Below are 14,123 nucleotides of genomic sequence, written 5' to 3'. Positions count from 1 at the left end.
CGATCAGTCGTCGTCGTCAGTGCGCAATGTCAGTTCCCCGGCGCGTTCCATATCTCGAATGGCCGCGACGACGGCGTTCATCGCCTCTTCGCCATCTTTGGATTTGACCTTGCCGAGGTCGGCGATTTCTTCGCGCAACTGGCTGGCCAGTCGCTGGGACATGTTGGTGAACATGAACTCTGCCGAGGCGATGTCCGCCTCTGCATCCGCAGCGGCGGCAAGTGCGGTCACCAGCAGGGTCTGGTCGACGGCGCGGGTTACTTTTGGAATATCCCGGGCGAAGATCCGGTCGTGGATGTTTGCGAAGGTAAAAATGGCTTTGCGGACCTCTTGGGCAAAGCCGGCATCGGCTTGATCCAGCCCGGTCAGGACGTCGTCCCGGGTTGCCGCCGCCGAAAAGTTCAGGATGGCCCCCAAGCGGTCTACCGGGGCTTCGGGAAAGGCGCGGGGATTGGTGTCGGCCACTTGGCTGGCAATGCCAAGGCCAATCATCCGGACGGTGTCGGGATCAATGCTGCTGGTGGTGGAAATGGCATAGGTGATCCGCCGGGCCAGATCGCCGGGCAGTTGCCCCAACATTTCGGCAGAGCGGGCCACCGGCAGTTTCGACAGGACCACGGCGGCAATTTCGGTGCTTTCCTGACGGATGATGTCGGCAAGGATCTGGTTCGATAGGCCTGAAATCATCCGCCACGGATCGCCGGTCATGACCAGACCGGTTTCTTGCCGCACCCGCCGGATGGAGGTGCTGCTGATGGCACCGTCCAGCGCCGTCAGCGCGTCTTCTAGGCCGCCGGGAAAGGACATGCCCAGATCGTTCACTTCCGAGGTGAATTCTTCCACCACCTCGCGCAGCGTGTCTTTGTCGATCCGGCGCAACGCCCCCATTTCATGGGTGAGGTCGACCTGAAGCGACTCGGGCAGATCCTCAAGCGAGAGTTGCGTTCCCTCCTTCAGTAAGAGCCGGACAATGATGGCCGCTTTTTGCCGTTGGCTGAGGCGCGGCCGTGGACGGCGGGCAGGAAGGGGGGCGGCGGGGCGGGCAAGACTGCCGCCGATGTGAGCAAGGGCTTGGGACACTGTGTACTCCGCATTCTGCTGAAGCGACAGGCCTAGCCCGAGTCGGCTTAAATCCAAGTTACCGACGGCAATGGAGATGGAGAATTTCGGCGCGGTGGCACCGGAGCCCGGCCAACATCTGGCCTGCGCGGCGCGTATCACAGGACAAGGGCGGCAAAATGAGACGGCCAGCACAGTGTCCTGTGCTGGCCGCAAGCATCGCCATTTTTATCGTTCCGCAGATCCGGCGCTTAGCTGTCGCCAAACACCCGGGCAAAGATCGTGTCCACATGTTTGGTGTGGTAGCCGATGTCGAACTTTTCTTCGATTTCGGCGGGGCTGAGTGCGGCGGTCACTTCAGGATCGGCCAGAAGTTCGGTTTTGAAATCCGCGCCTTGTTCCCAAACCTTCATCGCGTTGCGCTGTACCAGCTTATAGCTGTCTTCACGCGAGACCCCAGCTTGGGTCAGTGCCAAAAGCACCCGTTGCGACATTACTAGACCACGGAATTTATTCATGTTGGCCAGCATGTTGTCCGGATAGATCACCAGCTTGTCGATAACCCCGGTGAGGCGGGCCAGCGCGAAATCAAGGGTGACGGTGGTGTCGGGACCAATCGCGCGTTCCACCGAGGAATGCGAGATGTCGCGCTCGTGCCACATGGTGACGTTTTCCATCGCCGGGATCACTGCCATGCGGACGGTGCGGGCCAGACCGGTCAGGTTCTCGGTCAGGACCGGGTTGCGCTTGTGCGGCATGGCGCTTGAGCCCTTTTGGCCGGCGCTGAAAAATTCTTCTGCCTCCAGAACCTCGGTGCGCTGCATATGGCGGACTTCGGTGGCGATGTTTTCAATCGACGACGCGATCACGCCAAGGGTGGCGAAGAACATGGCGTGGCGGTCACGAGGAATGACTTGGGTCGAGATCGGTTCAGGGCGCAGGCCCAGTTGGGCGCAGACATGTTCTTCGACGCGTGGATCGATATTGGCGAAAGTGCCAACCGCGCCAGAGATGGCACCAGTGGCGATCTCAGCCCGGGCCTGCTGCAACCGGGTCCGGTTCCGGTCCATTTCCGCATAAAAGCGTGCGAAGGTCAGGCCCATGGTGGTGGGTTCGGCGTGGATGCCGTGGCTGCGGCCGATCCGAACGGTGTCTTTATGTTCGAGCGCGCGTCGCTTGAGCGCGGCCAACAGTGCATCCACATCGGCCAGCAGAAGATCAGCGGCACGGACGAGTTGCACGTTAAAGGTGGTGTCCAGAACGTCAGAGCTGGTCATGCCTTGATGCACGAAGCGCGCGGCATCGGCGCCGATGATCTCCGAGAGGTGGGTCAGGAAGGCAATGACATCATGCTTGGTGACGGCCTCGATCTCGTCGATGCGGGCGACGTCGAAGTCCACGTCTTTCGCCTTCCAGACGGCCTGGGCGTTGTCGCGCGGGATCACGCCGAGGTCGGCCATAGCGTCACAGGCATGGGCCTCAATCTCGAACCAGATGCGGAACTTGGTTTCCGGTGACCAGATGGCGACCATGTCGGGGCGGGAATAGCGAGGGATCATCGGGCGTGGGCCTCTGTCAATTTCGGGAGTGTGCCGCTGTCATAGACAAGGCAGGTAAGGGCGACAAGGCGGCAGGCTGGCCCAGTCGGGGGCTGGTGGCTGAAAGACGGGCGGCGGATTTGGGGCATGGCAGGATGACCGGGCTTTCCGGGATGGCGGCCAGCGGCAGGGCACGTTTAGGCCGTTATTCATTTCCTTTTGTCGGTTCAGTGACTTAGGGTAAGGTAAAATCACCCTGAGCCGATATTTTTGATTGTATAAGGACTGGCGTCATGCGCACCAAAAACCGATCTCTGCCGCGTTTGTTTTTAGCTGCGGCATCTTCCGTTAGCCTTGTGATTTCGGCGGTGGCCGCACAGGCCTGCACCGGGATTGTCCTGACCGGCGCCGATGCCGGGGTGGTTTCGGCCCGCACACTTGAATTTGGCTTTGACGTTCAGTCCGAGGTCATGGCCATTCCCGCAGGCACGGAAATCACAACGCTGGCCGCGAACCCAGACCTGACCGGGTTCACCTATACCACAACCTATGGCTTTGTCGGCCTGAACGCCTTGGATCTGACGGTTGCGGTTGATGGGATGAATGAAAAGGGCCTGTATTTCGGCGCGTTCTTCTTTCCGGGAGAGGCCGAATTCGGAACCGCGACCGCTGAGAATGCCAGCCAAGTGATTTCAAGCGAGGAGTTGGGCAATTGGATTTTGGGCAATTTTGCCACCGTGCAAGAACTGCGCGCCGCCTTGCCTGCCATGACTGTGGTCGGGACCGTGATCGAAGAGATCGGCGGCGTGGTGCCGTTGCATTACTCGGTGGTCGATGCGACCGGCGCCGCGATTGTCATTGAGTATTCCGCCGCCGGGCTGAAAGTGTTCGACAATACGGTGCATGTCATCACCAACTCGCCCGCCTATGATTGGCACATGACCAATCTGCGAAACTACATTGGCCTGAGCCCGGATAACGACGGGCCGGTCAGCATTGATGGGCAAACGCTTGCGGGTTTCGGGCAGGGCACCGGGATGTTCGGGCTTCCGGGTGATTTCACGCCGCCATCGCGCTTTGTTCGGGCCACGGCCTTTGTGGCGACGGCGGAGCAGCCTGCGACCTCGGACGCGGCGGTGTTTCAGGCCTTTCATCTGCTGAATGCCTTCGACATCCCGAAGGGACTTGTCCGTGACCCCAGCGAAGACGGAGCGCAGGATTACACGGTCTGGACCTCGGCAGCCGATACCAAGGCCGGAGTGTATTACTTTAAGACCTATCAATCGCAGCAACTGGAAAGCGTGACTGTGGCCGAGGTATTGGCCGGGCTAAACGGGATTCACACCGTGCCGATGGACACTAGCTTATCCCTGGTCGATCGCAGCGCCGATTTCCCGTCGAACTGACGTCGAACGCCCTGTCAGCGATCTGGCCAAGTATAAAAAAGCCCCGGACAGTGCCGGGGCTTTTTCATATCGTTGGAACGCCGCTGGATCAGCGGTTTTCAACATCCACGTAGTCGCGCTTTTCGGCGCCCACATAAAGCTGACGCGGGCGACCGATCCGCTGTGCCGGATCGTTGAGCATTTCTTTCCACTGAGAAATCCAGCCAACCGTCCGCGATACTGCGAAAATTGGCGTGAACATCGAGGTGGGAAAGCCCATCGCTTCAAGGATGATGCCGGAATAGAAGTCGACGTTCGGGAACAGTTTCTTGTCGTGGAAATACGGATCGGCCAAAGCCTGCTTTTCCAGTTCCTTGGCAACCTGAAGGATCGGGTTGTCCTCGACGCCGAGCAGTTCCAGCACTTCGTCGGCGGACTGCTTCATCACCGTCGCGCGCGGATCGAAGTTCTTGTAGACCCGGTGGCCAAAGCCCATCAGGCGGAACGGATCGTTCTTGTCTTTGGCGCGGGCGATGAACTCTGGAATCCGGTCAACGGTGCCGATTTCCTTGAGCATTTCCAGACAAGCTTGGTTCGCGCCGCCATGGGCCGGCCCCCACAAGCAGGCGATGCCCGCTGCGATACAGGCAAACGGGTTGGCACCCGAGGACGAGGCCAGACGCACGGTCGAGGTTGATGCGTTCTGTTCGTGATCGGCGTGCAGCGTGAAGATCCGGTCCATGGCGCGGCTGAGGATCGGATTGACTTCATATTCCTCGGCCGGAACCGAAAAACACATGCGCAGGAAGTTCGACGCATAGTCCAGATCGTTGCGCGGGTACACGAACGGCTGGCCGGTGTGATACTTGAACGCCCATGCCGCAATCGTCGGCATCTTGGCGATCAGGCGGATTGAGGCCACTTCGCGCTGCCACGGATCCGAAATGTCGGTGCTGTCGTGATAGAAGGCCGACATCGCGCCGACGATCCCAACCATAACCGCCATCGGGTGCGCATCGCGGCGGAAGCCCGAGAAGAAGTTGCGCATCTGCTCGTGCAGCATGGTGTGATGGGTGACGCGGGCTTCGAAATCTTCCAACTGCGCACCGGTGGGCAACTCACCGTAAAGAAGCAGATAGCAGACCTCAAGGTAATGCGATTCTGCGGCCAGTTGATCAATCGGATAGCCCCGATGCAGCAGAACGCCCTCTTCGCCATCGATGAACGTGATGGTCGATTCGCAGGCGGCGGTGGAGGTGAAGCCAGGATCATAGGTGAAGACGTCACCTTGGGCATAGAGTTTCGAGATGTCGATGACATCTGGTCCCAAGGTCGGCGTATAGATTGGCAAGTCGAGCGTCTTGCCCCCAAAGCTCAGGGTCGCGGTTTTCTTATCGTCTGCCATTTTATTTACCTCTGTTGCCGGGTGGGCGCGCGTCGCGGCGGCCGATTTGGTCCATCTCTTGGTCTGGGTCAGTCCGCGCGTGGGCCTGGCCTCAGTCCATAACGTCTGCGATGCGGGAAAGAGTTTCATCCCGACCGAGAATAAGCATCATGTCAAAGACGCTTGGGGATACCGATCGACCTGCCAACGCTGCTCTTAAGGGCTGTGCAACGTTTCCGGCTTTGACCGAATGTGCTTCGGCGACGGTAGCTACGATCTCCTCAAGTGCGTTGCGGCTCCAATTAGCATTTTGCAGGTGCGGCGTCAATTCACGCAGTATACCACGGGATACAGTATCTATTGCCTTGGCCGATTTTTCGTCCAGTTCCAGCGGGCGAATCTCTAAGATGAAGTGCGCTTTATCAAGGAGTTGCGGAAGTGTCTTCGCGCGGTCTTTCAGGCAATATAGGGCACGGTTCAGGCCATCCTTTTGCGCGTCTGTAAGCGCAGGCGCACCCGTTGCGGCCAGAAATGTCGCGATCTCTGTCATCAACGCGGCGTCGTCGGTCATCGCGATATGTTGACCCGCGACGTTTTCCAGCTTCTTGAAATCGAACCGGGCGGGCGCCCGTCCGATTCCCTCAAGGTTGAACCACTCGAGGGCCTGTTCCGTGGTGAAAACCTCGTCGTCACCATGGCTCCAGCCGAGGCGTGTCAGATAGTTGCGCAGGCCTTCGACCGGATATCCCATGGCACGGTATTCTTCGACGCCCAAGGCACCGTGGCGTTTCGACAGCTTCTTGCCGTCAGGACCGTGAATCAGCGGGATATGAGCCCAGACCGGTTCAGCCCAGCCCATGGCGCGATAGACCTGCAACTGGCGGGCGGCATTGTTCAGATGGTCGTCGCCGCGGATCACATGGGTCACGCCCATGTCATGGTCATCGACCACAACGGCCAGCATATAGGTCGGAGTGCCGTCCGAGCGCAGGCAGACCATGTCGTCCAACTCGCTGTTGCGGATTTTGACATCCCCTTGCACTTCGTCCTTGATCACTGTGTCGCCGTCCAGCGGCGCTTTGATCCGCACCACATAGGGCAAATCGGGGTGATCGGCAGGGTCCGCATCGCGCCACGGCGAGCGGAACAGCGTCGAGCGCCCCTCGGCCCGGGCGGCGTCACGGAACGCGGCAATCTCGTCTTGCGTTGCAAAACACTTATAGGCATGGCCGCTGTCCAGCATTTGCAGTGCGACCTCGGCATGGCGGTCCATTCTGGCGTGTTGGCTGACGGCCTCGTCGTCGTGATCCAGTTTCAGCCACGCCAGCCCGTCAAGGATGGCTGCGGTGGCTTCGGGGGTGGACCGGGCGCGGTCAGTGTCTTCGATCCGCAGCAGAAATTTGCCGCCGCGACCACGGGCAAACAGCCAGTTGAACAGGGCAGTACGCGCCCCCCCGATATGCAGAAACCCGGTCGGAGATGGGGCAAAGCGGGTGACGATTTGGGTGTCGGACATGAGGGCTCCTTTGGGCATGGCTTGTCATAAGCGGCGCGCTTGCGCGGGTAAAGACCCGCCCGTGCGTCCAGCGTTAACCTTTTCGCAACTACGATTAATTTAACCTGAACCTGCGATGGTGGTCAGGAGGTGCCGGAGCATGGCACGACCGGCCCGGATTGGCCTTATGATCGCTGCGCAACGCGGTCACCTCTTTGTCTGGATGCCGGTTTTTCTGGCGCTGGGGATCGGACTTTTTTTCTCTCTTCGGTTCGAACCTTCGGTCCTTGACTACGGTGTGGTGGCGGGGTTGGCCATTGTGCTCGCAACGGTAGCGCGCAGCAGTGGCGAGACACTGTCGCCGCTTTTGTCGGCTGTGGTGTTGATCCTGTTGGGGTTTCTGCTGGCCGGGGCGCGGAGCCATCTTCGCGCCGCGCCGGTGATGGAATATCGCTATTATGGCGCGATTGAAGGGCGGGTGATCGCCGTGGACCGGTCGCAAAGTGAAAAGCCACGGCTGACTTTGGATCAAGTGGTTCTGGAGCGGACATCGCCGGCGCGAACCCCCCGGATTGTGCGGGTATCGTTGCACGGCAGGCAGGGGTTTATTGATCCGGTACCGGGATTGCGGGTGATCCTGACCGGGCATTTGTCGCCGCCGGGCGGACCGGTGGAGCCTTATGGCTTCGACTTTCAGCGGATGGCGTGGTTCCAACAACTCGGCGCGGTCGGCTATACGCGGACGCCGGTGCTTGGGCTTGACCCGCCGCAACCGGGCAAGCCGTTGCTGGCGCTGAATAGATTCCGGTTGGGTCTGTCCGCAGCGGTTCAGGCCCAGTTGCCGGGGCAGGTCGGCGCTTTCGCAGCCGCGCTTGTGACCGGCGATCGGTCTGGTCTGACCGGCGAGACTTTATCAGTGATGCGGGACAGCAATCTTGCGCATCTTCTTGCGATCTCTGGCCTGCATATTGGGTTGCTGACGGCATTTGTCTTTGCCGCCGTGCGTTATGGGATCGCGCTTGTCCCGGCGGTGGCATTGCGCGTTCCCGCCAAGAAGGTCGGCGCGATTCTGGCGCTGTTTGCGGCGCTGGCGTATCTGGGTTTGTCCGGCGGCAATGTCTCGACCCAACGCGCCTTTATCATGGTGGCGGTGATGCTGTGCGCGGTGCTGCTGGATCGCCGAGCCTTAACCTTGCGGTCGGTGGCGCTTGCCGCGCTGATCGTGCTGGTTCTGGCCCCGGAATCTTTGCTCAGCCCCGGATTTCAGATGTCCTTTGCGGCCACGACAGCCTTGGTTTGGGTATTTGGCGAGATGCGCTCAGGGGCGCGACTGCCGATCCCGAAATGGGCGCGTGGGGTACTGTCGTTGATCATTTCGTCTGCCGTGGCCGGCATTGCGACCGCGCCCATTGCCGCAGCGCACTTCAATCAAAGTGCCACCTATGGCTTGATCGCAAATTTGCTGACAGTCCCCTTGATGGGCAGTGTCGTCATCCCGGCTGCGGTGCTGGCGGCGTGCCTCAGCCCGTTTGGATTGGGCTGGGTCGGGCTTTGGATCATGGGGGTGGGCATCCGCTGGATCCTTGGTGTCGCTACCGCCGTGTCGAAGATGGATGGGGCTGTGCGGCTGATCCCGCAACCGCCACCGATGATCTTGCCGATGATGATCTTGGGGCTGATCTGGATTATTCTGTGGCAAGGGCGCCTGCGGCTTGTCGGGCTCATCCCGACCGTTCTGGCGGTATGGCTGTGGATTGACGCAGAGCGGCCTTATCTTCTGATCTCGGACACAGCCACGCTTGTTGGCGTCATGACGCCGGGCGGACGCGCCCTGAACAAGCCCAAAGGCGATGGGTTCGCGGCGGAAGGCTGGTTGGAAAACGATGGGGATCGGTCTGATCGTGACACGGCGTTCCAACGCGCCAAGCCTTATGAGACCGGCGATGGATTTCAGGTGGACCTAGGTGCCGCGCGTCTGACCCAGATGGCCGGTCGCGCCCTGACGGCCAGCGCGGACCCCTGCAATGCGACCACCATCCTGATTGCCAGCAAACCGGTGGGCGCGACGGCGACTTGCCTTGTGCTGGACCCAGAGATCCTCACGCTGTCAGGTGCGCTGGCGCTGCGGCAATCGCCGGTGGCGGTGCAGTCAGTACGCCAAGTGACGGGTTATCGTTTGTGGAACTCCCGCGATCTGCGCGCGGGGCGGCCGCATCGCGTTCCTGAATTGGAACGCGATGCACAAGTCATCCTTGACCGGATTATGATAGCACTGACCACCGGTAGTCGGGTGGACACCAGAGACGCAAATCCGCCAGAACAGGCTCAGTAATTGCGGATCAAACCGACCAATTTGCCCTGAATTTCCACCTGATCGGCGCGGAATACCCGGGTTTCATAGGCCGGGTTGGCGGCCTCCAGCGCGATTGCGCCACCGCGCCGGCGAAACCGTTTCAGGGTCACGCTGTATTCGTTTTGATCCTGAAACGCCGCGACGACAATTTCGCCATTCTCAGCGCTGCTACCTTCGCGGATCACCACCACATCGCCGTCATTGATGCCCGCGTCGATCATCGAGTCGCCCCGCACCTCAAGCGCATAATGTGCACCGGTTCCTGCTACCATCTGCGGCGGCACCACCACATTATAGCCGTCGCTCGGGACGGCGCTAATCGGGCCACCAGCTGCGATCCGCCCCAAAAGAGGGATTTCGTTGCCAGCCCGCCCGGACGGTTGAGAATTTGCCGGGATCGGCGCGGCCACCTCAGGCGCGGCAATGCCATCAATGACCCGTGGGCGGAACCCGGCGGGGTCGATGGCATCGGGAAGTTTAACGATCTCCAGCGCCCGGGCCTTGTGGGCCAATCGCCGGATAAACCCGCGATCCTCCAACGCAGTGATCAGACGGTGAATGCCCGACTTCGATCTCAGATCGAGCGCCTCTTTCATCTCATCGAAGGACGGCGGCACGCCATCGCGCTGGACGCGGATATGAATGAATTTAAGAAGGTCCAGTTGCTTCTGTGTCAACATTTTCGGCACTCCAAGGACAAGACACAAGCCTATGTTTCCGAAACGTTCTATGCGCGTTCCCGGTTTGTGTCAACCTTTCACCTCAGAGAAGAACCACGTCGACCGTGGCGCCGGCATCCATCATCGGGGCGTTGGGCGGGCGAACCACGAGCGCGTTTGATCGCGACAGAACCGATTGCAAGCTGCTGTCCTGACGGTCGAACACAGTGACTTCGCCGGCCTCTAGCCATGCGCGCATGTAATGCTCACGCGGGCCGTTCGCCGTAAGGGCAACTGCCAGTCGCGCGGTTGATCTGGGCGCGGGCTGCGCCGGCAAGCCCATCAGCACCCGTAACGATGGAAGAATGAAGATCGTTCCGCAAACCATTGAGGAGACGGGATTTCCGGGAAGTCCAATCAGGGGGATTCCGGCCAGTATCCCCGCCATCATTGGTTTTCCCGGCCGCATTGCGACTGTGTAGAAGGATCGGGACAGTCCAAGATCGGCGGCCATGTTTCCAATCAGGTCGTGATCCCCGACGGAAGCCCCGCCGGTTGTCACAACCAGATCGCAGCCAGCGGTCAAAGCCAAAACGGTCTGCAAGGCCCCGATCCGATCGCGGGCGATGGGCAACAGGCGCACCAGCGCCCCTTCGCGTTCCAGCAAGGCAGCGAGGCCATAGCCGTTCGAGGACAGAATTTGATCTTCTGAGGGGGATGTGCCGGGCATCACCAACTCGTCCCCGGTGGTTAATAGCCCCACAATCGGGCGGCGATGCACCCGCACAGACGGGATGTTCATGGCCGCAAGTAATGCGACGTCCGCAGGACTAAGACGCGTCCCGGCGGGAAGGCGCGCTCCGGCACGAAAGTCCCCTCCAGCAGGGCGGATATGGGTGCCTGCGTCAAGGTTTTCGGACAAAATAATGTCGTTGCCGTCCACCGTCACGTCTTCTTGGATGACGATCCTGTCGGCTCCAGCGGGAACCGGCGCACCGGTAAAGATACGGACGGCTTGACCTGAAAAAAGCTGTCCGGGATACCGCTGACCGGCCGCCGCTTCGCCGATCACGGTAAAACGCGCGCCGGGGGCGATGCGGTCACTGGCGACTGCGTAGCCATCCATTGCCGAGGCGGCAAACGGCGGCTGATCGCGGGTGGCGACGGCATCTTCGGCCAACACGCGGCCACAGGCGTTTCGTAGCGCAACAGGTTCGGCGGCAAGGGGTTGCAATAACGCGAAAATTCGATCCAGTGCTTCAGAGACAGGGATCACGACAGGCTCATCCCTCTGCGACGAAGCGGCCCGACTTTCCGCCGTCTTTGTAGGTGAGGCGAATGTCGGAAATGACCATGGATTTTTCAACGGCCTTGACCATGTCGTAGACGGTCAATGCCGCGACAGACACGGCGGTGAGGGCCTCCATCTCGACGCCGGTTTGACCGGTCGTCTTGACTGTCGCCACGATTTGCACTCCGGGCAGTGCCGCATCAAGGGACAGCTCAAGGCGGACATTGCTGATAGGTAAGGGGTGGCACAGAGGGATCAAATCGGCGGTTTTCTTGGTCGCCATGATGCCAGCCAGACGCGCAACCGCCAAGACGTCACCTTTTTTCGCGCGACCATCGGAAATGATTTCAAAGGTTTCCGGCGTCATTTTAATGCAGCCAGATGCCTCGGCAACGCGAGAAGTGATGGGCTTATCCGATACGTCGACCATATGGGCATCGCCCTTGGCGTCAAAATGACTGAGCCGGGCCTCCATCAGACCCCCCCTGATCGCAACGGTGCGCTAAGCAGATGGCGGGTGGCGAAGGTCACGTCGGGCTGGCGCATCAGGCTTTCGCCAATCAAGAAGCACCGAACCCCATAGGCGGCCAAATCCGCAAGGTCCTCTGGCGTCGATAACCCGGATTCGGCAACGATGGTCCGATCGACGGGGACCCGCCGCGCCAGCGTCCGGGTCGTGTCTAACGTCGTGTCGAATGTGTGCAGATTGCGATTGTTGATCCCAATCATCGGCGAGGTCAGCAGGCCGGCGCGGTCCAGTTCCTGTTCATCGTGGACTTCAATCAGCACATCCATGCCCCAAGCAAAGGCAGCGGATTCAAGTTCGGCGGCCTGTTCGTCACTGACACATGCCATGATGATCAGAATGCAATCAGCCCCCAAGGCGCGGGATTCCGTCACTTGATAGGGGTCGAACAAAAAGTCTTTGCGCAGGACCGGCAGGGAAGTTTCCGCGCGGGCTTGCACCAAAAAGGAATCGTCCCCCAAGAAGGATGGCGCGTCGGTCAGCACCGACAAACAGGCGGCGCCGCCCGCTTCATAGGCTGCGGCCAGAGCCGGTGGGTCAAAATCCGCGCGGATCAAGCCCTTGGATGGGCTGGCTTTTTTAACCTCTGCGATCAACCCATAGCCTTGTTGACGGGCGCGCAGAAGCGCGTCGTGAAAGCCGCGAACCGGGCTGGCATCACGGGCATTTGCTTCAAGATCAGCAAGGGGCACAGCGCTTTTTCGCGCGGCGATTTCCTCAAGCTTGTAAGCCTTGATACGGTCCAGAACGGTGGGGATCATTGTGTTGCCTCGCTTGTCGCCCGGGCTAAGCCCTGGACTTTGTCGCGGGCTTTGCCGCTGTCAATACTTTCTCGTGCCAGGGAGACCCCGTCGGACAGGGTTGCCGCCCGTTCGGCGATGACCAGAGCCGCCGCCGCGTTGAAGCATACTGCATCCCGATACGCGCCGGGCGCACCGTCAAGCAGAGCCCGGAAGGCGGCACCGTTATGGGCCGGACTGCCGCCCAGAATATCTTCGAATGGATGTACGGGTAGGCCCGCATCCTCGGGGTGGACTGTGATCATGGACACGGTGCCGTCCTTCAGAACCGCCACCTCAGAGGGTGCCGAAATCGCGATTTCGTCGGTCCCGTCGCCACCATGCACCAGCCACGCAGCCTCTGATCCAAGGGCTAGAAGCGTTTCGGCCATCGGCCGGATCAGATCGCTGGAAAACGCCCCGGTCAATTGTCGTTTGACCCCGGCTGGATTGGTAAGCGGCCCCAGAATATTGAATATTGTGCGGGTGCCAAGCTCGGTCCGTGAGGGCATGACGTATTTCATCGCTGGATGATGCATGGGGGCCATCATGAAGCAGATGCCCACATCCTGCAAAGCCTTTTCAACGGCTTCCGGCCCGATCATCACGTTGATTCCCATCTGCGCCAGCGCATCGGCCGCACCAGATTTCGAACTGAGATTGCGGTTGCCGTGCTTGGCAACGGGCACGCCTGCGCCTGCCACAACAAAAGCAGTGGCGGTCGAGATATTCAATGTGCCTTTGCCGTCGCCACCAGTGCCGACAATATCCATCGCCCCCTCAGGTGCGATGACCGGGCTGCATTTCTCGCGCATCACAGAGGCGGCAGCGGCGATTTCCTCGACGGTTTCGCCGCGGGTGCGCAGCGCCATCAGAAAGCCGCCAATCTGGCTGGGGGTCGCATTGCCTTCAAACAGCGCGGTAAAGGCCGTGCGGGCCTGCGCCGAGGTCAACGGGCCTTCGGCGGCCAGTCCGATCAGGGGCTTCAGGTCAGGGCTCATGCCGATACCGCCACACGCTCGAGAAAGGTCTTCAGCATGGCATGGCCGTGTTCCGAGGCGATGCTTTCGGGATGAAACTGCACGCCTTCAATGGCGTGGTCGCGGTGGCGCAGGCCCATGATGGTGCCGTCTTCTAGCCATGCAGTCACCTCAAGGCATGCGGGCAGGCTGTCACGGTCGACCACCAAAGAATGATAGCGGGTCGCGGACAAAGGCGACGGCAAGCCTGCGAACACGCCAGCACCGTCATGGTGCATTGCGCCAAGTTTGCCATGGACGATTTCGTGGCAGCGCACGACCTTGCCGCCGAAGGCCTGCCCGATGGTTTGGTGCCCAAGGCACACGCCGAGCAACGGAATTCCTGCGTCCGCCGCCGCTATGGTCAGATCAAGGCAGATGCCGGCTTGATCAGGGTCGCAGGGGCCGGGCGATAACACGATCGCCTCAGGCCGTAAGGCAAGGGCTTCCGCAACGCTGAGGGTGTCATTACGGTGGACGGTGACATCGGCGCCAAGGTCGCCCAAATAATGCACGAGATTGTAGGTAAAGCTGTCGTAGTTGTCGATCAGGAGGAGCATGTTGTGCGATATCCGGTTCTTCTGGGCGTCGTCTGGGATGGTGCACACTTGCTCAGGTCGAGGGCGGGTGGTCAA

Annotated in this window: 12 protein-coding genes; 2 read left to right on the top strand and 10 right to left on the bottom strand. The window is 60.4% G+C overall.

Annotated elements, in window-relative coordinates; all coding sequences use genetic code 11:
• Positions 1-3: 3 nt before the first annotated feature.
• Together BV911_RS02965 and purB are read right to left on the bottom strand one after the other, a co-directional pair.
• Positions 4-1,080 (bottom strand): flagellar motor switch protein FliG, encoded by a 1,077-nt coding sequence (locus tag BV911_RS02965; RefSeq protein WP_240512123.1) that lies wholly within the window; start codon positions 1,078-1,080, stop codon positions 4-6.
• Positions 1,081-1,310: 230 nt separating this feature from the next.
• Positions 1,311-2,618 carry an adenylosuccinate lyase gene (purB, locus tag BV911_RS02960; RefSeq protein WP_086052099.1) on the bottom strand — a complete coding sequence of 436 codons (1,308 nt, stop codon included), beginning with the start codon at positions 2,616-2,618 and terminating at the stop codon, positions 1,311-1,313.
• Positions 2,619-2,890: 272 nt separating this feature from the next.
• Here purB and BV911_RS02955 point away from each other — a divergent pair, with 272 nt between their 5' ends.
• Positions 2,891-4,003: a choloylglycine hydrolase family protein gene (locus tag BV911_RS02955; RefSeq protein WP_086052098.1), complete on the top strand. Its 1,113-nt coding sequence runs from the start codon at positions 2,891-2,893 to the stop codon at positions 4,001-4,003.
• A gap of 88 nt (positions 4,004-4,091) precedes the next feature.
• On the opposite strand, the gene gltA is transcribed toward BV911_RS02955, so the two are convergent.
• Positions 4,092-5,387 (bottom strand): citrate synthase, encoded by a 1,296-nt coding sequence (gene gltA / locus BV911_RS02950; protein ID WP_086052097.1) that lies wholly within the window; start codon positions 5,385-5,387, stop codon positions 4,092-4,094.
• Positions 5,388-5,478: 91 nt separating this feature from the next.
• On the bottom strand, positions 5,479-6,882 hold the full coding sequence (gene gltX, locus BV911_RS02945; protein ID WP_086052096.1) for a glutamate--tRNA ligase: 1,404 nt from the start codon (positions 6,880-6,882) through the stop codon (positions 5,479-5,481).
• Positions 6,883-7,021: 139 nt separating this feature from the next.
• On the opposite strand from gltX, the gene BV911_RS02940 reads away from it, so the two are divergent.
• Positions 7,022-9,193, top strand: coding sequence for a ComEC/Rec2 family competence protein (locus tag BV911_RS02940; RefSeq protein ID WP_086052095.1), 2,172 nt, complete (start codon positions 7,022-7,024; stop codon positions 9,191-9,193).
• On the opposite strand, the gene lexA is transcribed toward BV911_RS02940, so the two are convergent.
• The 6 genes from lexA to BV911_RS02910 form a co-directional block, all read right to left on the bottom strand.
• Positions 9,187-9,894 carry a transcriptional repressor LexA gene (gene lexA, locus BV911_RS02935; protein ID WP_086052094.1) on the bottom strand — a complete coding sequence of 236 codons (708 nt, stop codon included), beginning with the start codon at positions 9,892-9,894 and terminating at the stop codon, positions 9,187-9,189. The genes BV911_RS02940 and lexA overlap by 7 nt on opposite strands.
• Positions 9,895-9,976: 82 nt before the next feature.
• Positions 9,977-11,149, bottom strand: a complete 1,173-nt coding sequence (gene glp / locus BV911_RS02930; RefSeq protein ID WP_086052093.1) for a gephyrin-like molybdotransferase Glp — start codon at positions 11,147-11,149, stop codon at positions 9,977-9,979.
• Between the two features lie 7 nt (positions 11,150-11,156).
• On the bottom strand, positions 11,157-11,639 hold the full coding sequence (gene moaC, locus BV911_RS02925) for a cyclic pyranopterin monophosphate synthase MoaC (protein ID WP_086052092.1): 483 nt from the start codon (positions 11,637-11,639) through the stop codon (positions 11,157-11,159).
• The gene (trpC, locus tag BV911_RS02920; RefSeq protein WP_086052091.1) at positions 11,639-12,451 is read right to left on the bottom strand and encodes an indole-3-glycerol phosphate synthase TrpC; all 813 of its coding nucleotides are present in this window, start codon (positions 12,449-12,451) and stop codon (positions 11,639-11,641) included. Before trpC ends, moaC begins: the two co-directional genes overlap by 1 nt.
• Positions 12,448-13,470: an anthranilate phosphoribosyltransferase gene (gene trpD, locus BV911_RS02915; RefSeq protein ID WP_086052090.1), complete on the bottom strand. Its 1,023-nt coding sequence runs from the start codon at positions 13,468-13,470 to the stop codon at positions 12,448-12,450. The genes trpC and trpD overlap by 4 nt, the downstream gene beginning before the upstream one ends.
• Positions 13,467-14,048 carry an aminodeoxychorismate/anthranilate synthase component II gene (locus BV911_RS02910; protein ID WP_086052089.1) on the bottom strand — a complete coding sequence of 194 codons (582 nt, stop codon included), beginning with the start codon at positions 14,046-14,048 and terminating at the stop codon, positions 13,467-13,469. The genes trpD and BV911_RS02910 overlap by 4 nt, the downstream gene beginning before the upstream one ends.
• Positions 14,049-14,123: the final 75 nt, after the last annotated feature.

The organism is Pseudoruegeria sp. SK021 (genome assembly GCF_002119405.1).
GTDB lineage: Bacteria > Pseudomonadota > Alphaproteobacteria > Rhodobacterales > Rhodobacteraceae > Meridianimarinicoccus.
Note: the sequence above shows the minus strand (reverse complement) of the source record. Positions and strands in the feature narration are given on the sequence as shown.